Source organism: Rhizobium sp. RM (assembly GCF_013390595.1).
GTDB lineage: Bacteria > Pseudomonadota > Alphaproteobacteria > Rhizobiales > Rhizobiaceae > Agrobacterium.
The window spans coordinates 474525-493855 of record NZ_JACAWV010000022.1 but is presented as its reverse complement, the minus strand read 5'-3'; the positions used below and the strand labels follow the sequence as shown (position 1 = coordinate 493855).

At 57.0% G+C, this 19331-nt stretch carries 18 protein-coding genes and 1 tRNA gene; 8 read left to right on the top strand and 11 right to left on the bottom strand.

From position 1 onward, the window contains the following. Positions 1–37: 37 nt before the first annotated feature. From HWX89_RS18930 to HWX89_RS18895, 8 genes are all read right to left on the bottom strand, one after another. Positions 38–265 (bottom strand): hypothetical protein, encoded by a 228-nt coding sequence (locus HWX89_RS18930; protein ID WP_138793218.1) that lies wholly within the window; start codon positions 263–265, stop codon positions 38–40. Positions 266–355: 90 nt separating this feature from the next. Next, entirely contained in the window at positions 356–1000 is a 645-nt protein-coding gene (locus HWX89_RS18925; protein ID WP_210271450.1) for a hypothetical protein, read from the bottom strand. A gap of 133 nt (positions 1001–1133) precedes the next feature. After that, entirely contained in the window at positions 1134–1466 is a 333-nt protein-coding gene (locus HWX89_RS18920) for a helix-turn-helix domain-containing protein (RefSeq protein WP_178340837.1), read from the bottom strand. Then, positions 1456–1734, bottom strand: coding sequence for a BrnT family toxin (locus HWX89_RS18915; protein ID WP_138793216.1), 279 nt, complete (start codon positions 1732–1734; stop codon positions 1456–1458). The genes HWX89_RS18920 and HWX89_RS18915 overlap by 11 nt, the downstream gene beginning before the upstream one ends. A 223-nt stretch (positions 1735–1957) precedes the next feature. Next, positions 1958–5767: a vitamin B12-dependent ribonucleotide reductase gene (locus HWX89_RS18910; protein ID WP_138793215.1), complete on the bottom strand. Its 3810-nt coding sequence runs from the start codon at positions 5765–5767 to the stop codon at positions 1958–1960. Between the two features lie 665 nt (positions 5768–6432). Beyond that, on the bottom strand, positions 6433–6930 hold the full coding sequence (gene gpt, locus HWX89_RS18905) for a xanthine phosphoribosyltransferase (protein WP_138793213.1): 498 nt from the start codon (positions 6928–6930) through the stop codon (positions 6433–6435). Positions 6931–7136: 206 nt separating this feature from the next. After that, positions 7137–7982, bottom strand: a complete 846-nt coding sequence (locus tag HWX89_RS18900) for a universal stress protein (RefSeq protein WP_138793212.1) — start codon at positions 7980–7982, stop codon at positions 7137–7139. Between the two features lie 102 nt (positions 7983–8084). Then, on the bottom strand, positions 8085–8876 hold the full coding sequence (locus HWX89_RS18895; protein WP_138793232.1) for a competence/damage-inducible protein A: 792 nt from the start codon (positions 8874–8876) through the stop codon (positions 8085–8087). A 379-nt stretch (positions 8877–9255) separates the two neighbouring features. On the opposite strand from HWX89_RS18895, the gene wrbA reads away from it, so the two are divergent. Then, entirely contained in the window at positions 9256–9855 is a 600-nt protein-coding gene (gene wrbA / locus HWX89_RS18890; protein WP_138793231.1) for an NAD(P)H:quinone oxidoreductase type IV, read from the top strand. 439 nt (positions 9856–10294) lie between these two features. On the opposite strand, the gene HWX89_RS18885 is transcribed toward wrbA, so the two are convergent. Next, positions 10295–10540, bottom strand: coding sequence for a DUF982 domain-containing protein (locus tag HWX89_RS18885; protein WP_138793211.1), 246 nt, complete (start codon positions 10538–10540; stop codon positions 10295–10297). A gap of 100 nt (positions 10541–10640) precedes the next feature. Beyond that, a complete protein-coding gene (locus tag HWX89_RS18880; RefSeq protein ID WP_138793210.1) occupies positions 10641–10931 on the bottom strand; it encodes a hypothetical protein in 291 nt (96 codons plus the stop codon). A gap of 566 nt (positions 10932–11497) precedes the next feature. Here HWX89_RS18880 and HWX89_RS18875 point away from each other — a divergent pair. The 5 genes from HWX89_RS18875 (at position 11498) to HWX89_RS18855 (ending at position 17022) form a co-directional block, all read left to right on the top strand. Continuing rightward, positions 11498–11650 (top strand): DUF3309 family protein, encoded by a 153-nt coding sequence (locus HWX89_RS18875; RefSeq protein WP_138793209.1) that lies wholly within the window; start codon positions 11498–11500, stop codon positions 11648–11650. Between the two features lie 219 nt (positions 11651–11869). Then, positions 11870–11943, top strand: a tRNA-Cys gene (locus HWX89_RS18870). Between the two features lie 238 nt (positions 11944–12181). Continuing rightward, entirely contained in the window at positions 12182–12853 is a 672-nt protein-coding gene (locus HWX89_RS18865) for a protein-L-isoaspartate O-methyltransferase family protein (protein WP_138793208.1), read from the top strand. 204 nt (positions 12854–13057) lie between these two features. Further along, positions 13058–14023 (top strand): PopZ family protein, encoded by a 966-nt coding sequence (locus HWX89_RS18860; RefSeq protein WP_138793207.1) that lies wholly within the window; start codon positions 13058–13060, stop codon positions 14021–14023. A gap of 155 nt (positions 14024–14178) precedes the next feature. Continuing rightward, complete coding sequence (locus HWX89_RS18855) at positions 14179–17022, top strand: valine--tRNA ligase (RefSeq protein ID WP_138793206.1); 2844 nt, start codon at positions 14179–14181, stop codon at positions 17020–17022. Here HWX89_RS18855 and HWX89_RS18850 read toward each other — a convergent pair. Continuing rightward, positions 17006–17260, bottom strand: coding sequence for a hypothetical protein (locus HWX89_RS18850; protein ID WP_138793205.1), 255 nt, complete (start codon positions 17258–17260; stop codon positions 17006–17008). The genes HWX89_RS18855 and HWX89_RS18850 overlap by 17 nt on opposite strands. 227 nt (positions 17261–17487) lie before the next feature. Here HWX89_RS18850 and HWX89_RS18845 point away from each other — a divergent pair, with 227 nt between their 5' ends. Then, complete coding sequence (locus HWX89_RS18845; RefSeq protein ID WP_138793204.1) at positions 17488–18768, top strand: outer membrane protein transport protein; 1281 nt, start codon at positions 17488–17490, stop codon at positions 18766–18768. 220 nt (positions 18769–18988) lie between these two features. Further along, positions 18989–19330, top strand: coding sequence for a hypothetical protein (locus HWX89_RS18840; RefSeq protein ID WP_246705216.1), 342 nt, complete (start codon positions 18989–18991; stop codon positions 19328–19330). The last annotated feature ends 1 nt before the right edge of the window (position 19331 follow it).

Genomic DNA, 19331 nt, shown 5'->3' with positions numbered 1-19331 from the left:
ATGGGACATGGTGTGGCGGTCGAAGGGCGCGTCTTGCCTAGCTTCCCTGCTCGATGCGCTGCTCTTCCGCAATACCGGGATTCGGTTCCGCCTTGCCGGGGTGGCGGGTCACGAGGTAGCCCATAGCAATGGCTGTCGAGAGCACGAACAGCAGAACAAGACCGCTGATTGTCAGCAGCCACTCGCGCGGTTTTCGCTCACTTACCGAAAACGGTGGCCATCGCCCCGGCTCCTGCATCAGCTTCAGTCTATCAAATGGCAACATCATCTACCCCAGACCTCGATCGGTTGTCGTCAAGGTCAACGCAGCGATGCGCGGGGATGTTCCTTTGATGACAAAGGCTTGATAAGCGCTCTAGCAGCCATTCTCCGCGCGAATTGACTGAATGAAATCTCTTCCGTCACGTTTCACTGTGGTGATCGCTGCGGAGCCGTCGCATGGCCGCTTTCCACTTGTGAAACGATAGCGAACGGAGAAGTGTGTCTCGTCGACCTTGTGGATATCGATCAACGAGATTGGCTCTGACAACGATCCGTAGAAGCTGGACAGAGCCTGCGGGCTGAAGGCGCCTTTCCTTGTTTTCTCTGGCACGACGAATGTTGATGCAAGCTTGCCGTCGCCGGACTGCAGAGCCGCATAGAAAGCCTCAATCGTGGTTGCTGCCGTCCCGTAACTTTCGGTGATGTCGCGGGCTGGGGCAATTGCCTTTACCCAGGCGACAAGAGGCCGATGATGGTGTCCCGTCATTGCCGGCATTGGCTTGACGACGTCAACGAAGACATCGGTATCTCTCAACCGTGCCATGTCCTTCCCGGTCATTTCGTCGGGAACGAGTTGGACCTCATCAAATGTGCTCTCCGGATCGGCAAAGTCGTCGCCGGTAAGGCAGATCGGATCATCAAGCTTCAGGACATAGCCCGGTTCCGGGGCGTCACCCTTCTGAACATCCTCGAAATTTGGCGGACCCGCGAAGATACGATGGGTAAGATGGCCGCTCAACGCAGAAGGCTCATTCTTTGAGACGTCGAAGCAGGTTGCCTGCGCAACGGGTGCCCAGAACAATGATACCCCGACTACGCAAATTGAAATGTATGGAGTCATCGTCTTAAATGTCGCCAGAGACATGACAGGCTCAAGCCGCACCTTTTCTTAGCGCTGCGGCCGTTCCTTCTGGATCGACAGCAATAACTCTAAGATAAGCTCTGGTCGGCTGATCCGGTTCGCTACGGCCCTGTTCCCAGTCGCGAAGTGTTCCAAGCGGAATATGGTATCGGGCCGAAAACTCTTCTTGTGTCAGCTTCAATGCGCGTCGAATGATTTTTATGCGAGGCATTCTTTTTGCAGCGGCAAACTGTTCTGCGGAGAGAGGACGATTGTCGGGGTCGGCCAGAGCATTAATTTCCGCTTCTTCATCGGTCATCGCGTGAAGACGAGCCCAGTCGGTTTGATCTGTTTTACCACCCATCGTCTTCATACTCCCTACGCTCTGCCCGCGTTGACTTTCGTGCTGAGATGATGCGGACTTTTTCACTGCGCTCCGTGTAAATGACGGTCAGCAGCAATCCATTGCCAAGTCCCAGAATACGCCTTCTGATTTCGTGGTACTCCATTGAACGTTCTTCAATATCGACTGCAAACGGATCGTTGAAGACATGCGCCGCAGTTTCAAAACTGACGCCATGCTTGGCAAGATTGGCGACTGCCTTCTGCTCATCCCACTCGAAATATAACATGCCGAACTACGGGTTTCCAGTAGATTTGAAATGGTGTGCCAATGGCCGCTGTCCTGCCGACAATGGTGCGTTTCACGCAGCATTTTTGAGTAACCACGAGGACGCAGGCAGTCCACAGCGATCGCCTACGAAAAATCCCCGCAGCGAGGCAAATCGCTGCGGGGACATATTCACGTCAACGTAAGTTGTTGGGAAGTGGCTTCACCACTTATCCCTGTATTTCTCAAGAGCAACCGCTCGTCGCGCCGCATGTGTCGCACTTCTCGCAGGTGCCGTTGCGCACCATGGTGAAGTTCTGGCACTCGGAGCACATGTTGCCCGTGTAGCCCTGTGCGATGGAGCGCATCCGGCGTTCGTTTTCGACCTTCTTGGCTTCCGTCTTGGCAGATGCGGCATCAGCTGCTGCCTTGTCGGAGAAGAGGGCTGTTGCTGCCTGTTCGGTTTCGGTTGCCAAAGCTTCTTCGGCAATCTCTTCCGCTAGTTCCTTGGCGCGTTCCTCGTAGTCGCGTTTGAAGGCGACGATTTCGGAGGCCGAGGCTGCGATGACCGGTTCCAGCTTGCGGGCTGCATTGCCGGAAATCGAGGTCACGCTGGCCGAAGCGCGGGCAGGTGCTGCGGTTGCGGAACCTTTCGGCTCGGAAGACGAACGCTCGCTGCCGTTGCTGGAAACAAGCGTCGGCTTGTAACCACGGGTCCAGCCGGTGGAAACGAGGTTGGTCTTGCCTTCCTGGATGCCCTTGCCGAGTGCCGTGTTCGAGAAGTCCGACGTATCGACATGTGCGAGGTCGTGACGGCCGAGGTAGGAAACGGCGAGTTCACGGAACACGTAGTCAAGGATCGACGTGGCGTTCTTGATTGCGTCGTTGCCGATAACCATGCCAGCCGGTTCGAACTTGGTGAAGGTGAAGGCCTCCACATATTCTTCCAGCGGCACGCCGTATTGCAGGCCAAGCGAGATGGCGATGGCGAAGTTGTTCATCATCGCACGGAAAGCAGCGCCTTCTTTGTGCATGTCGATGAAGATTTCGCCGAGACGGCCATCACCGAATTCCCCGGTGCGCAGGTAGACCTTGTGTCCACCGACAGCAGCCTTCTGGGTGTAACCCTGGCGGCGGTTCGGCAGCTTTTCACGCTCACGGGTCACACGCTCGACAACGCGCTCGATGATCTTTTCCGTGATGGTCACGGCCTGGGCTGCCTGTGGCTGAGCGATCAGCTCTTCCAGTGCATCCTCGTCCTCTTCATCCTCGACCAGCGAGGCATTGAGCGGCTGCGAGAGCTTGGAACCATCGCGGTAAAGTGCGTTGGCCTTCAGCGCCAGCTTCCAGGACAGCATGTAGGCTGCGCCGCAATCTTCAACGGTTGCGTCGTTCGGCATGTTGATCGTCTTGGAGATCGCACCCGAGATGAACGGCTGGGCAGCAGCCATCATGCGGATGTGGGATTCCACCGAGAGATAACGCTTGCCGATCTTGCCGCAGGGGTTGGCGCAATCGAAGACAGGCAGATGCTCGTTCTTCAGGAACGGTGCGCCTTCCAGCGTCATCGCGCCGCAAACATGCACGTTGGCCGCTTCAATGTCCTTCTTGCCAAAACCGAGATGGTCCAGCAGGTTGAAGGTCATGTCGGACAGTTGCTCGTCGGAAACCTTCAGCGTGTCCTTGAGGAAGTCTGCGCCAAGCGTCCACTGGTTGAAGACGAACTTGATGTCGAAGGCGCTCTTGAGAGCAGCGTTGACAGCTTCGATCTTCTCGTCGGTGAAGCCCTTTGCCTTCAGCGTACCGGGATTGACGCCCGGAGCCTGGTTCAGGTTACCGTGGCCAACTGCGTAAGCCTCGATCTCGGCGATCTGGCTTTCGGAGTAACCGAGCGAACGCAGTGCGTCGGGAACAGCGCGGTTGATGATCTTGAAGTAACCGCCACCGGCGAGCTTCTTGAACTTTACCAGCGCGAAGTCAGGCTCGATGCCGGTCGTGTCGCAATCCATGACGAGGCCGATCGTGCCGGTCGGCGCGATAACGGTGGTCTGGGCGTTGCGGTAGCCGTGCTGTTCGCCAAGCTCGAGGGCCTTGTCCCAGGCCGCGGTTGCATGGGTGATGAGGTCCTGGTCCGGGCAATCAGCGTGGATCAGCGCAACCGGGTTCACCGACAGGCCTTCATAACCGTAAGCCAGGCCCTGCGCTGCACGGCGGTGGTTACGGATGACGCGCAGCATGTTGTCGCGGTTCGGTGCAAAGCCCGGGAACGGACCAAGCTCACCCGCCATTTCAGCCGAGGTCGCATAGGAAACGCCAGTCATGATCGCTGTCAGAGCACCGGCAATCGCGCGGCCCTCGTTGCTGTCATAAGGAATGCCCGACGACATCAGCAGGCCGCCGATGTTGGCGTAGCCGAGGCCGAGTGTCCGGTACTCGTAGGAGAGTTCGGCAATCTGGCGGGACGGGAACTGCGCCATCATGACCGAAACTTCGAGAACGATCGTCCACAGACGAACCGCATGTTCGTAATCGGCAATGTTGATGTTCTTGGTGGCGGCATCCTTGAACTGAATGAGGTTCAGCGAAGCAAGGTTGCAGGCCGTATCGTCGAGGAACATGTATTCCGAGCACGGGTTGGATGCGCGGATCGGGCCGGCAGCCGGGCTGGTGTGCCAGTCGTTCATGGTCGTGTTGAAGTGCAGGCCGGGATCTGCCGATGCCCATGCGGCATGCGAAATCTTTTCCCACAGGTCGCGCGCCTTCAGGGTCTTCATGACCTTGCCGTCGCGGCGTGCCGTCAGGTTCCAGTCGCCGTCGTTTTCAACTGCGCGCAGGAAGTCATCCTTCAGTGACACGGAGTTGTTGGAGTTCTGGCCGGATACCGTGAGGTAGGCTTCAGAATCCCAGTCGGTGTCATAGGTCTTGAACTGGATGTCCTTGTAACCCTGTTCGGCGAACTGGATGACACGCTTGATGTAGTTTTCCGGAACCTGGTCCTTCTTGGCGGCGCGGATTTCGCGCTTCAGGGCAGGGTTTTTGGTCGGGTCAAAGCAATCGCCATTGTCGGCTTCGCAATTGACGCAGGCCTTCATGATCGCCTTCAGGTGACGGGCGACGATCTTGGAGCCGGTCACGAGAGCCGCGACCTTCTGCTCTTCGTTCACCTTCCAGTCGATGTAGGCTTCGATATCCGGGTGGTCGGCGTCGACAACAACCATCTTTGCGGCGCGGCGGGTCGTGCCGCCAGACTTGATGGCGCCAGCGGCGCGGTCGCCGATCTTGAGGAAGCTCATCAGGCCGGAGGACTTGCCGCCGCCCGAAAGCTTTTCGCCTTCGCCACGCAGGTAGGAGAAGTTGGAGCCGGTGCCGGAACCGTACTTGAACAGGCGCGCTTCACGCACCCACAGGTCCATGATGCCGCCTTCGTTGACCAGATCGTCCTCGACGGACTGGATGAAGCAGGCATGCGGCTGGGGATGTTCGTAAGCGGACTTGGACTTGGTCAGCTTGCCGGTGAAAGGGTCGACATAGAAATGGCCCTGGCCAGGACCGTCGATGCCATAAGCCCAGTGCAGGCCGGTGTTGAACCATTGCGGAGAGTTCGGCGCAACGCGCTGGGTGGCCAGCATGTAGGCAAGCTCATCACGGAAGGCGAGGGCATCTTCTTCGGACGAGAAATATTTGCCCTTCCAGCCCCAATAGGTCCAGGTGCCGGCAAGACGGTCAAAAACCTGACGAGCGTCGGTTTCAGAGCCGTAACGCTCACCTTCCGGAAGATCCTTCATGGCCTTTTCGTCGGCAACCGAACGCCACAGGAAGGATGGAACGTCGTTCTCTTCAACCTTTTTCAGGATCTTCGGAACGCCGGCCTTGCGGAAGTATTTCTGCGCGAGAACGTCGGTCGCAACCTGGCTGAACTGCGCGGGAACGTCGATATCCGCCAGACGGAACACGATGGAACCATCCGGGTTCTTGATTTCACTGACGGCCTTGCGGAAATCGATCTCCGCGTAAGGCGACTGGCCGGGCTTCGTGAAGCGACGTTCAATGCGCATTGGTTCCTGTCCTCGTCCATTGGGCGCCAGCAAAAGGGCGCAAAAGTTCGTTCCAGCGACGCGCAGTCTGCGTGCAGCCGGTTGTTGCCGATATGAATGGGATGTTCATCCGTAGATGTCATCCCTGTATCTCGTGGCGAATTTGGCTGCAAGCGAATTCAGCTACTAAATATAGTATCCACAGCTTGTCAGCGCCAGTCCCCGTATCATGTTTTTGGCGACAAAATCAGCGCGCGAAAACAGCTCTACGTTCCACCCCCTCATGGCCGAAACGCAGGCAAACGCATCAACTGAAACTGGAAAGAACCGATGATCAGGACACCCGATTCCGTTGCCGCCGCAACATGACTGCCACTTTCCCCACACAGCACAGATTCGTCAAGCCATAGATTGAAAGGGTTTTTTAACCACAAGATATTGTGTGTAGGGCCTGTGGAAAACGGGGAAAGGAAAAGCTCTTAGAAAAATCAGTGACTTGGCGCATAAATTTGAAGCTTGCGCGAGGCTGGCTTTCCTAGCGGAATGCTGATTTTGCGGCTTTTGGGGTGCGACATATTCGTGACGCAATCATTTTTTCGGCCTTTTTTGCCGGATTGGAAAAGAACCTTTTCCCCATAAAAAAACCGCCCGTAACAGGCGGTTTTTGCTTGCATGTGCTTTCGCTATCAGCCGCGCGAACCCTTGGCGATCGGCTCCTGGTAGGTGAAGCCCATATCCCAGGGGAAGTAGATCCAGGTGTCCTGGCTCACTTCGGTCACGAAGGTGTCGATGGTCGGCACGCCCTTCGGCTTTGCGTAGACGCAGGCAAAGTGTGCCTTCGGCAGCATCTCGCGCACTTCAATGGCAGTTTTGCCGGTGTCCGTCAGGTCGTCCACAACCAGAACGCCTTCGCCGCCATCGGCTGCAAGTTCCGGAGCAATGCCCTTCAGCAATACCGTCTCGCCCTGGTTCACATAATCGTGACGTGTGGCGATGCAGACGGTGTCGATCAGACGAATGTTCAGCTCGCGGGAAATGATGGCAGCCGGTACGAGGCCGCCGCGGGTAATACAGACAATGGCCTTGAACTCGCGGTCGAGGCCGGCAAGACGCCAGGCGAGTGCACGGGCGTCGCGGTGGAACTGATCCCAGGAAACGGGAAAGGCTTTATCGGGCAGGGACATCGTTTACCGTCCGGTCAAATTGGTGATGGGTTGGGCTAATAGCCGCAAGTCCAGCAAAAAGGCAAGCTTTGCGCTGCTGCGGCCACCATTTCACGGCAGTTCTGCAATGTTTGGGGCTGTGGACGATCCAAAACCGGAAAGAAAGGACGCCCCGGCTGAGAGTGACGGGGCGTCTGACTGTTGCCTGACGAGATGCGCGGCGACGATCAGCGCGACAGCAGCGTCATCGCCGTCATGGAATCGAGCAGCGTGCGCGTCACGCCGCCAAACAGCATTTCCCACCAGCGTGAGTGGCCGTAAGCGCCCATCACGAGCAGATCGATGCTGTTATCGGACAGGCGGTTCTCGATTGCCGCCTGCGGCGAGATGCCGGCGATCTTTTCCTGCGAGGTGACGGTGACGTTGACGCCATGGCGCGCAAGGGTCGCGGCAAGTTCCGCCCCGGCCATGGTGGAAGATTGCGTTTCGCTTTCAACCGGATCAACGGAGAAGATTTCGACACTTTCCGCTTCTTTCAGGAACGGCAGGGCGTCGAAGGTCGCGCGCGTTGCTTCGCGCGATCCGTTCCAGGCAATCAGCACTTTGCGGATCGGCTTCGGTTCGGTCAGGACATGCGGAACGAGAAGAACGGGGCGACCGCTTTCATAAAGAAAACTGTCGATATCCGAGCGGCTGTCGGACAGTGCCGAGGTGCTGCTCTGGCGTGCAACGACCAGGTCGGCGCACCGCGCGCTGTCGATTGCTGCGGCAGAGGCGTAACCCACCGAGGTCACGAAGCTGCGCCACTCATGCGAAATGCCATTCGCCGCAAGCGTGCGTTCGAAAATCGAACCGATCTCCGTCGTTTCCTTGTGCGCCACATCCTGAATGGCCTGCACGGTTGCAGGATCTGGAATTTCCATTGGCGCCACGAGTGGAACCGCAGCAAGGGTTTCCATGTGCAAGCCGATCACATGGGCAGAAAACTGGTTGGCAAGGCTGACGACGAAATCGTCGAGCTTTTGCGTGTTCGCAACATTGTCGACAACGGCAAGTATTGTCTTGTAACCCATGCTATTCTCCTCGTTGGCCGACATTATATCGGCATTTTCGATGGTGAAGCGTGGTCCGGTTTTGCGGACATCACCTTGATATTGGTCAAACCGTTTTGCTGTTCAGGCGGTTGCATCGCCCTTGCTGGCAGCGAGCCTTTTCTCGCGGCCGATGGCTTCGATCATTTCCGAAACGGCATCCGCCGCTGCCTTCAGAACCTGAGGGTCGCGGGCACGCACGACGATCTCCGTCGAGAAACGCTGGCCGTCATATTTCGGGTAGGAACCGATGCTGGTTTCGGGATGTGCTTTCTGAATTGCGGTCAGCGGCGTGCCGATATCGCCCTCGCCATAGGGGGAGCGCACCGCCTGCGACATGACCTTCGATCCCGTGCGCAATGTCGGCATCACGTTGTCGAGCATGGCCTGAAATACCTGCGGCACACCCGCCATCACATAGACGTTGCCGATGACGAAACCGGGCGCAACGGAGACCGGATTGGCGATATGGGCCGCACCTTTGGGCATGCGGGCCATGCGCTTGCGCGCCTCGGTAAATTCCATTTCGCGAACGCGGTACATGTCGCCCAGAATACGCAGCGCTTCCGCATCGTGTTCGCATGGCAGGCCAAAGGCTGCGGAGACGGCATCGGCAGTGATGTCGTCATGGGTCGGCCCAATGCCACCCGAGGTAAAAACATAGTCGTAACGTGCGCGCAGCGCATTGAGCGCCTCGACGATCGAGGCTTCTTCATCGGCGACGATACGGACTTCCTTGAGGTCGATACCGGACATGGTCAGCACATCGGCGAGATGACCGATGTTCTTGTCCTTGGTGCGTCCCGAGAGAAGTTCGTCACCGATTGCGAGCATGGCTGCGGTTACGACGGATTGGGTGGAGGAGGGGCTGGACATGGTTGTACTCGTCATCTGTTTCGCCCGACGTTAGCGCTCTGCCGTCGGAATGCAAAGCGCTTTTGGCTGAACTTATGGATAGGATTGATTGACGCTGGCGTTTCTCGTTCAATCATCGTGAACAGTGCGTTTGTCGAAGTCTGGCTGGTCGAGGGCCGGGCTCTTGGCTACCTTCCGTTCCATGCTTTCCAGGCAAGACGTGCAAAACTGTTGCACGGTTTTGCGATAACGGCAGGCGGCGAACAAGGATTGGAAGTGCCGTGCGCTCCCTTGAGAGATCGCAGCTTGCTTTCAGGGATATTCGCTTATGATTATCGAGTTTTTGAAACGGTTCCTGGCCGGCACGCCGGAAACCCTCACAGCAAAGGAAACAAAGAGAATGACCAAGGTTCTGGTGCTCTATTATTCGTCCTACGGCCATATCGAAAAAATGGCTTATGCCGTGGCGGAAGGCGTGAAATCGACCGGTGCGGAAGCCGTCGTCAAGCGGGTTCCGGAACTGGTTCCGGAAGCCGTTGCCAAGTCTTCGCATTTCAAGCTGGACCAGGCTGCTCCTGTGGCAACCGTGGACGAACTGGCGGAATATGACGCAATCATCGTTGGTGCCGGCACGCGCTTTGGCACGGTCGCGTCGCAGATGCGCAATTTCTGGGATCAGACCGGTGGCCTGTGGTTCACCGGCAAGCTGGTCGGCAAGGTCGGCTCGGCTTTCACGTCGTCTGCCACCCAGCATGGCGGTCAGGAATCCACCATTCTCGGTTTCCTGCCCACCTTCCTGCATCATGGCATGGTCGTTGCCGGTCTTCCCTATGCATTCCAGGGACAGATGGGCGTTGACGAAATCAAGGGTGGTTCGCCTTATGGTGCGTCGACCATTACCGATGGAGACGGTTCGCGCCAGCCTTCCGAGATCGAACTGGAAGGTGCCCGTTTCCAGGGTGCACATGTGGCGAAAATCGCCGCCAAGGTTTCGGCCTGATCCTAGCCTCCTTCCAGAAAAGAAAATGCGGCCCGAAAGGCCGCATTTTTTCTACCGGGTTTACCGGTCCGAGACTGGATAACGGATGAGGTGAGGGGCCGTCAGATCGGCAGGCTGACCATCATCAGGCAGCTGGCAATAACCACGCCAATCAATGAGATTTCCAGAACACCATTCAATCCGTCTCGCATGTCTCTTCCTCCTTGCATCGCGTGGAGAATGAACGACAAATGCGTGTTGTGGTTCCGTTCGGGAATGCAAAATTTCCGTCAGGAACGGACAGCGTTATTCAGGTCGTCAACCGGAGATCACGAAAGCGACGACGAGGTGGCCGACGATACCGATGACGAGGCAGGAGAGAAGGGTAATGAACAGGGCTTTTTTCATATGTCGGAAATCCTGTTTTCGCTGTGCAATAGAGCCGTAAATTGGCTGCTTATTACGCCTTGAAGTCCAGTCCAGCTTCGATCGCGGCGGCGACAAAGGCTTTTCTTGCATCTTCGGGCTTCTTTTTACCCGCATCGACAGCGGCGCAGACCAGCAGCGCTTTGTCCAGCGCATCGCCGTCTTCGACAGGCCAATCCTCGATCAGCGCCCAGGAGGCTGCCTGTGTGGTGTCAATGGTCGTGTACTCGCCCGGCGTTTCAAACGCGATCAGGACGGGTTTTTGCCAGCGCGTGTTCATCGCTCATCCATGTCAAAATCTTGTGTCGGGCTCTAACCCAAGCGGCCGGGATGCGCAATCCCGTTCCGCGCCGCACGATGTCGCACGCAACCTGCAGCCTTTAGTCGTCGCGTCCAAACATCGGCCAGTCGCGCACGATGCGGCGATTGATGAGTTGTAGCGAGCGATCCGGCGCGATGCGATAGGTCTCGATCGCCTTCGTGCTGCTGTCGATCCGGAACTCATGGCTGAACGTGCTGCCGATTGGCGACTTCGTCAACTTGGTGCGCGGTTGCCCATTATAGATGATGCTGCCGGGAATCGGCTCCACTTCATAGGCCGGCGCTGCGACGGTGCAGCCTGTCAGCCCAAGGCTCAGTACGGTTGCGGCATAAGGCGCGATCTTGTTCATCATATCCTCCGAATTGCGTCGTGGAAAACGCCGTGCGGGCAAACAGGTTCCCGATGCCCGGTGTCCAGCGCAGGCACCGGTTTGTCAACGAGGATAACGCCGCCGGACGGCTATTTCTTTTTCGGAGTCTGGATGTCTTTTGCGACCCAGCGGAAGAAAACATAGATGAACAGCGCGCAGATGAAGAGCGGAATGAGGTTCGCGAAACCGGACATGGAATTCTCGTTTTTTCTCCGGTTCGGATTTTCCAATCCGCGGGAGAAGGGGTGGTCAAGACGCAATCTGGCCGGTGCCGTTTACAGCGATACAAAACGCCGGCGTGACAGATGCGAGGCCCGAAAAAGGGCCGATGGATTAAAAGAGACCCGGCGCACTGCCAGTGTTACCGGGTCTCTTCGCCTCCCGCCAGTTTCAGGGGACGGGCGACTTGATTTGAGTATGTACCATGCTGGCATCCCACATATAGGCCGAGAAATTACCTTGCAGAATCAGCATTGCCCCGCGGAACCTTTATCGCGCTCGACCATTTGAATCCGCAGGACAAATGCAACTCCAGGAGGGTCCAAATGCTCGGCACAATCCTCGTCATTCTTCTTATTCTTTTCCTCATCGGCGCGCTGCCGAGCTGGGGATACCACAATTACGGCTACGGCCCCTCGGGCGGCCTTGGTCTGGTTCTGGTGATCGTGCTGATCCTCGTGCTCCTGGGCCGAGTTTAACCGATGGCACCACAGGCGTGTCTCTTTGATGCAGCCTGTGGTGCCGTTTCTTTGCTTATCCAGAAATTGGGTCGTGGGGGGCCATCACAAGAATGCAAAGAGTTCCGTGAATGACGTTGAGATGTTCACGGAAAAAATTGGCATTCGACTTTAACCCCCTTGCACCCAAAATGGATTCGTTCTAAATGCCCGCCATCGCTCGAAACGAAGAGCGTGTGAGGCCTCGTGGCGGAGTGGTGACGCAGAGGACTGCAAATCCTTGTACCCCGGTTCAATTCCGGGCGAGGCCTCCAAAATTTCAACCACACAGTGATGAATAGACAGCGTGCCATTCAGTTGGTGCGGTCGTTTTCTGTTGTTCTCCCGAAATCCTCCTGCTCTTTTTCCTTGTTAGGCTTCATCGCGTGCTTGAAAGCGCGGGCGCGGGCAATTATGAGATTATCGAAAGGCGAGGGGGAGCCCTGTGCCGCTTGAGAGCTTTGGAGCCGTGGCGTTTTTGCCCAGCATCCGTGAAATTGAGGCGATAACGATATGATGGATTTCGAAACCGCGCGCGCGAAGATGGTCGACAGCCAGTTGCGTACGACCGACGTGACGTCGCATTCCGTGCTCACGGCGTTTGCGAACGTTCCGCGCGAAGCTTTCGTGCCGGCTGGCGTCAAGCAGATTGCCTATGTGGACGAGGATCTGCAGGTCTGTCCCGCAAAGGACGGTCGTCCTGCGCGTTACGTCATGAAGGCCTCGCCGCTTGCAAAGCTTCTTCAGCTTGCTGCCGTGACGAAGGACGACGTGGTTCTGGAAATCGGCGGCGGTTCCGGTTATGCGGCTGCCATCCTGTCGCAGCTTGCAGGTTCGGTCGTTTCGCTGGAAAGCGACGAGCAGCTTGCTGCTGAAGCAACCGAAACCCTCGCTTCGCTTGGCTACGACAATGTTGCCGTTGTGACCGGCGATCTTGAAAAGGGTTATGCGGGCGAAGCGCCTTACGATCTGATCTTCATCAACGGCTCTGTCGAAGACGTGCCGGCTGGACTGCTCGGTCAGCTTCGCGACGGCGGACGACTGGTCGTCGTCGTTGGCTACGGCAATGCTGCCAAGGCAACCGTTTACCGCCGTGACGGCAACGGCACGTCCTCGGTCACGCTGTTCAACGCGTCGATCAAGCCGGTTCCGGGCTTTGCCAAGGCCAAGGATTTCGTTTTCTGACGAAAACCACATGTTTTTTCGTAAAAGCCGGGATGGTTCTTCCATTCCGGCTTTTTTGTTGGCGCAACAAAGCTGTGTACCGCTGCGAAAGTCGCTCAATCGGCGATTTAGTTCCTGAGTCGGCTGGCCTAAACTAGGGGTGATTCGGGGCGTGTGTGTGTTTTGCCGCCCCGCATGGCCTTTAAGTGGAACTCGGGGATAGAAATGGCTCAGCCAAGCGTAGCGCGTGAACCGTCCATGGAAGAAATTCTGGCGTCGATCCGCCGGATCATCGAAAGTAACGAGCCTGGTCCTGCCGGTGCGTTCTCGGGGCAGTTGCCGCCGGTCTATGACGATGAAGACGAAATGGTTGCGGAAACATCCTTCGCGGCCGATACGTCCAGCCTTCCGACACGTGTTCCACCTGCGGCTAACCAGCCCTACGGCCAGCGCCCCGCACAGGAATTTGCCTCTATGTCCGAACAGCAGGAGAGTGCCGGCGAAAAGACCATGTCGCTTGCCGATGTGGCCGCACGCGTCAGAGCTGCTGCCGATCGCAATGCGGCCATGGGACCGCAGGCATTCGCCGCGCAGGCGCAGCAGCGTCGTGCAGAAGAACTGGCGCAGGCAGCAAGCCCGGTCGCACCCGCTCCGATCGAGCGTCCGGTCGCGCAGCGTCCGACCGATGTCCGTCCTTTGATGGTTGCCGCACAGCAGGAAAGCCGCGAGCAGCCGAACTTCGGTGCGGTCGAGGATCGCGCTGCCGCTGCCGCTATCGAAAATGTTGCAGTCGCCGAACCGCGTTTCGAAAATGTCGCCCTGCGTGGTGCCATCGAGACGCCTGTTGTCGAAGAACGCTTCGAAGCGCCGTCTCTGGTTTTGCCGGAAATCGAGGAAGCACCGCAGTTTGAAGCTCAGATCGAGCCCATCCAGCAGCCGGAGGAGCCGCAGGCCGAGGGCATGTCCTCGCTCAACAGCCTGATTTCCGCCGCCGCTGGCGAGCAGATTGCCCGTTCCTTTGGTGAACTTGCCGAGGTTTTTGACGGCGTGGAGCGCCGTTCGCTTGAAGATATGGCGCAGGAAATGCTGCGGCCGATGCTGCAGGACTGGCTGGAAGACAATCTTCCGACGCTGGTGGAACGTCTCGTGCGCGAGGAAATCGAGCGCGTGGCGCGCGGTTCGCGCCGCTGATCAACGGATAAGGTTAGGTACAAAGGCCGCTCCGTTCCGGGGGCGGCTTTTTTGTTTGATAACCTTTGCCGTCGAAATGTCCGGTTTCTGTTGACTCTCAACCGGCCATCCTTATTTAAAAAATCAACATAGAACTCTAAAATTCAGGTCAGGAAATGCTCGAAAAGACCTACGATTCCGCATCCGTCGAACCGAAGATCGCCGCAGCCTGGGACGAGGCCAATGCCTTCCGTGCCGGTGCCAACGCCAAGCCAGGCGCGGAAACCTTCACCATCGTGATCCCGCCGCCGAACGTGACGGGCTCCCTGCACATGGGCCACGCGCTCAACAATACGCTGCAGGACATCATGATCCGTTTCGAGCGCATGCGCGGCAAGGACGTGTTGTGGCAGCCGGGCATGGACCATGCCGGTATTGCCACGCAGATGGTTGTCGAGCGCAAGCTGATGGAACAGCAGTTGCCGGGCCGTCGCGACATGGGCCGTGAGGCTTTCGTCGAAAAGGTCTGGGAATGGAAGGCCGAGTCCGGCGGGTTGATCTTCAACCAGTTGAAGCGCCTTGGCGCGTCCTGCGACTGGTCGCGTGAACGCTTCACCATGGACGAGGGGCTTTCCGAAGCCGTTCTCGAAGTTTTCGTATCGCTTTACAAGGATGGCCTGATCTACAAGGACAAGCGCCTTGTGAACTGGGACCCGAAGCTTCTGACCGCCATTTCCGACATGGAAGTGGAGCAGCTGGACGTGAAGGGGAACCTCTGGCATTTCCGCTACCCGCTGGAAAAGGGCGTTACCTACCAGTATCCGATTGCTTTCGACGAAGAGGGCAAGCCCACCGAGTTCGAAACCCGCGATTACATCGTTGTTGCGACGACGCGCCCTGAAACCATGCTCGGTGACACCGGTATTGCGGTCAACCCCGATGACGAGCGTTACAAGAGCATCGTCGGCAAGCACGTCATTCTGCCGATCGTCGGCCGCAAGATCCCGATTGTCGCCGACAGCTATGCCGATCCGGCTGCCGGAACCGGTGCCGTCAAGATCACGCCAGCGCATGATTTCAACGACTTCGAAGTCGGCAAGCGCGCCGGTTTGCGCGCCATCAACGTCATGAACATCGATGCGACGATCTCGATCAAGGACAATGAGGACTTCCTCGAAGGACTGAGCAACCCGGCTGCCCTGCATGGCGCGTGGGATCGTCTGGAAGGGCAGGACCGCTTCACGGCCCGCAAGATCATCGTTGAAATCTTCGAAGAAGCCGGTCTTCTCGACAAGATCGAGCCGCACAAGCATGTGGTTCCGCATGGCGACCGTGGTGGTGTGCCGATCGAGCCGCGTTTGACCGACCAGTGGTGGGTCGACAACAAGACGCTGGCCAAGCCGGCGATTGCTTCGGTTCGCGAAGGCCGCACCAATTTCGTTCCGAAGAACTGGGAAAACACCTACTTCCAGTGGATGGAAAACATTCAGCCCTGGTGCATTTCGCGTCAGCTCTGGTGGGGTCACCAGATTCCGGCCTGGTACGGCCCGGATGGTCAGGTCTTCGTTGAAAAGACCGAAGAAGAGGCTTTGGAAGCGGCTATCCAGCACTACATCGCCCACGAAGGTCCGTGGAAGGCATGGGTCGAGGAAAAGCTCGAGAACTTCAAGCCGGGCGAAATCCTGACACGTGACGAGGACGTTCTCGACACCTGGTTCTCGTCGGCACTCTGGCCGTTTTCGACGCTCGGCTGGCCGGAAAAGACGCCGGAACTGGCGCGCTATTATCCGACCAACGTGCTTGTGACCGGTTTCGATATCATTCCGTTCTGGGTCGTTCGTATGATGCAGATGGGTCTGCACTTCATGAAGGACGATGCGGGCAATCCGGTCGAGCCGTTCAGCACGGTCTACATTCACGCTCTGGTCCGCGACAAGAACGGCCAGAAGATGTCGAAGTCCAAGGGTAACGTCATCGATCCGCTCGACCTGATCGACGAATATGGTGCGGATGCGCTGCGCTTCACGCTTGCCATCATGGCGGCGCAGGGACGCGACGTGAAGCTCGATCCGGCGCGTATCGCCGGTTATCGCAACTTCGGTACGAAGCTATGGAACGCGACCCGCTTTGCCGAAATGAACGGCGTGAAGCGCGATCCGCATTTCCTGCCGGAAACCGCTTCGCTGACGATCAACCGCTGGATTCTGACCGAGCTTGCCAACACCACGAGAGATCTGACCGGTGCGATCGAGAACTTCCGCTTCAACGATGCGGCAGGAACGATCTACCGCTTCGTCTGGAACCAGTTCTGCGACTGGTATCTGGAACTGCTGAAGCCGGTGTTCAGCGGCGAAGACGAAGCCGCTAAGAAGGAATCGCAGGCATGCGCTGCCTACGTTCTGGAAGAAATCTACAAGCTTCTGCATCCCTTCATGCCGTTCATGACGGAAGAGCTGTGGGCGCATACGGCAGGCGAGGGTGAAGAGCGCACTGATCTTCTTTGCCACACCGACTGGCCGACGCCGGAATTCCGCGACGATGCTGCGGCTGCGGAAATCAACTGGCTGATCGATCTCGTTTCCGGCATTCGTTCGGCTCGCGCTGAAATGAATGTGCCGCCGGGTGCGACGGCAGCGCTCGTCGTCGTCGGTGCCAACACGTCCACCGAAGCACGGCTTGACCGCCATGCGGCCGCGATCCGTCGTCTTGCCCGTGCGGACGAAATCCGCGGTGCGGATGTTGCGCCGAAGGGGTCCGCGCAGATCATCATCGGCGAAGCGACCATCTGCCTGCCGCTTGGCAACCTGATCGATCTCTCGGCTGAGAAGGCACGTCTTGAAAAGGCGATTGGCAAGGTCGAAGCCGAAATGGAACGTATCGACAAGAAGCTCGGCAACGAGAAGTTCGTTGCCAATGCCGATCCGGAAGTCGTGGCGGCAGACCGCGAACGCAAGGCGGAGCTGGATGTTCAGCTTGTCAGCCTCAAGACTGCGTTGCAGCGGGTCAGCGAAGCCGGATAAGCCGGCCTCCAGCTACTGTGGCAATAAAAAAGCGCTCCTTGAAAAAGGGGCGCTTTTTTTGTGTTTTGCAAAGTTTCTTTTCCGGCCTTTGCTGCGCTGCAGCGACGAATCGTCCATGATCGCAAAGTGAAATGTTTCGTTGCCGTCTACGTGGCGCGAAGGGGACGAAAACAGCGAAATATCCAATGAAAACGGCCTGATAACGGACTTTCTTTTGGAAAGTTTTCAGTGTTGTCATTCGGCGACATTTCCCATCCGGAGTGGGAATTTGTTTCGTTTTATGTCTGGTTTTTGCTGTGGGGTTAGAAAAATAGCCTAAAATGATTAGGCGAGAGGGCGAACATGAAAATCTTACGTAAAAAAATGGGACATTGTCGCAGAACTGCGCCAACTCGCGGCAGATTGTTATTTCCCGCGAACCACTTCAGTCTGTTGACGATCACATTGCCTTGATTGGGGAGAGAGATGGCAAAAACTGCAATTTTTCGCGGCGCGGTATGTTTTGCGGTCAGCATCGCAGCGGTAACGCCTTCGCTGGCTGGCGGCCTTGAGCGCGGCGGCTACAATATCGACCTGCTGTTCGATCCGTCCGACTATGTTCTGGATAGCTCTGCTACCTTCGTTGCGCCTCAGCGCGAAGTGAAGGATGCACGAGACAATCCATTGCCGCTGAAGGGCGGCGGTCCTCTGCCGGCCTCGTGGTCGACATCGGCTGATGATTCCGAAAACTACTGGTCGACCCGCGTTGGCGCCAAAGCAGCCATTGGCGATTTCGGCGACTGCATGTTCGACTATTCGGAGCCATGGGGTGCCCATCTGAAGCCAGGCATCTGGCAGGGCTCGAGCTACAACATCGAAACCAAGGTCAAGTCGCATAACTATGCCACGACCTGCCGCGTGAAGTTCGATCTCGGCAAGGGTGACTTCTCGATCATCGGTGGCGGCTTCTATCAGGAGCTCAGCGGTTACAAATATCGTCAGGTCGTTTCCCCGCTTGCTCTTGGCCCCGCTTATCCTTCGCTTTATTCGGGCGTCGGCAAGCTGGAAATGGAAGGTGACGGCTGGGGTTGGCGTGCCGGTGTTGCCTATGAAATTCCGGAAATCGCCTTCCGTACCAGCCTGGTTTACAACAGCGCTGTTGACCATGATCTAAGTGGAACGGTTGACCTTCGCGGTGTTCCAGCGGCTGGTAATCCACTTCTCGTTGCCTATGGCGGCAAGATCACTCCGGTTTATGGCTCAGTCTCGATGCCTGATAGCGTTGAGCTTAAGGTTCAATCCGGTATTGCACCTGATTGGTTGGCGTTTGGTTCGGTCAAGTGGACGGACTGGAGCCAGATTCAGTTCATTCCGTTCTGCGCAGTCGGCGTTTCACCCTGCGTACCGGGTGTCGGCGCGCTCAACACACTGGATCTGTACTACCGTGATGGGTGGACGATCTCTGGCGGTATTGGCCACAAGTTTAACGACCAATGGAGCGGCGCGGTCAGCCTGACCTGGGACCGTGGTACCTCGACAGTTATCGGCACGCAGACCGATACCTGGATGCTCGGTACGCAGCTCGTCTACTCTCCGAACAAGAATATCGAGTTCAAGATTGCTGGTGCTATTGGTCTCCTGACATCGGGTGAATCCTCGATTTCTGGTGCACCGTGTGGAACGATGACATGTGGTGACGAAGCATCTTATCGGTTCGGCAACGATCTCGTTGCTGCGATCTCGACCGGTGTGAAGGTCAAGTTCTGAGGCGATCTGCCTAGGGTGACGTTTTGGAAAGGTCCGGTTTACCAACCGGGCCTTTTTTCTTTTGTGACTGTGATTCCTGACAGACAAAATTTTTGGGCCTGTCTGTTTTGTGACGATTTCGCAACACTTTTCTGCAAGCTTCTAGTCGCGTTGGAATGTGGGCAGATTTGTCCATTTCCCGCCACAAACAAGGTGCTTGGCTTTGTTTACGGACGCGGGAATGGAAGAATATGCAGGCGTTTTTTATGGTCCTGTGGAATTGCGGAAAGTGAAAACGGATTTGGATTCAGGGTTTAAGCAAGTAACGAGGGAATTGTGCTCCCCGCACTTGTTTGGACCTGGCAAAAGAGCGGTGGGGCGCCGCGATATTGCCGGAAATTATGTCTATATCTGTCTCACTGAAAAACTTGAGCAATTACCGCAACAGACCATCGGTGGTGCGCTGGAAAGTGCTGCCGGAAAGACGCAGTGTATTCGAAAAATCGCGACCCGGCGGAGTTTGGCTTTGCAGTATTCCGCAAGTATTGGCTATACGCCGGGTAGAGTGAGAGAAGTTCGCTGAA

Bases quoted from the DNA above. Each gene is read 5' to 3' on its own strand.
- HWX89_RS18930 (WP_138793218.1), bottom strand. From the start codon at position 265: ATGTTGCCATTTGATAGACTGAAGCTGATGCAGGAGCCGGGGCGATGG.
- HWX89_RS18920 (WP_178340837.1), bottom strand. From the start codon at position 1,466: ATGGGTGGTAAAACAGATCAAACCGACTGGGCTCGTCTTCACGCGATG.
- HWX89_RS18915 (WP_138793216.1), bottom strand. From the start codon at position 1,734: ATGTTATATTTCGAGTGGGATGAGCAGAAGGCAGTCGCCAATCTTGCC.
- HWX89_RS18910 (WP_138793215.1), bottom strand. From the start codon at position 5,767: ATGCGCATTGAACGTCGCTTCACGAAGCCCGGCCAGTCGCCTTACGCG.
- gpt (WP_138793213.1), bottom strand. From the start codon at position 6,930: ATGTCCCTGCCCGATAAAGCCTTTCCCGTTTCCTGGGATCAGTTCCAC.
- HWX89_RS18900 (WP_138793212.1), bottom strand. From the start codon at position 7,982: ATGGGTTACAAGACAATACTTGCCGTTGTCGACAATGTTGCGAACACG.
- HWX89_RS18895 (WP_138793232.1), bottom strand. From the start codon at position 8,876: ATGTCCAGCCCCTCCTCCACCCAATCCGTCGTAACCGCAGCCATGCTC.
- wrbA (WP_138793231.1), top strand. From the start codon at position 9,256: ATGACCAAGGTTCTGGTGCTCTATTATTCGTCCTACGGCCATATCGAA.
- HWX89_RS18885 (WP_138793211.1), bottom strand. From the start codon at position 10,540: ATGAACACGCGCTGGCAAAAACCCGTCCTGATCGCGTTTGAAACGCCG.
- HWX89_RS18880 (WP_138793210.1), bottom strand. From the start codon at position 10,931: ATGAACAAGATCGCGCCTTATGCCGCAACCGTACTGAGCCTTGGGCTG.
- HWX89_RS18875 (WP_138793209.1), top strand. From the start codon at position 11,498: ATGCTCGGCACAATCCTCGTCATTCTTCTTATTCTTTTCCTCATCGGC.
- HWX89_RS18865 (WP_138793208.1), top strand. From the start codon at position 12,182: ATGATGGATTTCGAAACCGCGCGCGCGAAGATGGTCGACAGCCAGTTG.
- HWX89_RS18860 (WP_138793207.1), top strand. From the start codon at position 13,058: ATGGCTCAGCCAAGCGTAGCGCGTGAACCGTCCATGGAAGAAATTCTG.
- HWX89_RS18855 (WP_138793206.1), top strand. From the start codon at position 14,179: ATGCTCGAAAAGACCTACGATTCCGCATCCGTCGAACCGAAGATCGCC.
- HWX89_RS18850 (WP_138793205.1), bottom strand. From the start codon at position 17,260: ATGACAACACTGAAAACTTTCCAAAAGAAAGTCCGTTATCAGGCCGTT.
- HWX89_RS18845 (WP_138793204.1), top strand. From the start codon at position 17,488: ATGGCAAAAACTGCAATTTTTCGCGGCGCGGTATGTTTTGCGGTCAGC.
- HWX89_RS18840 (WP_246705216.1), top strand. From the start codon at position 18,989: ATGGAAGAATATGCAGGCGTTTTTTATGGTCCTGTGGAATTGCGGAAA.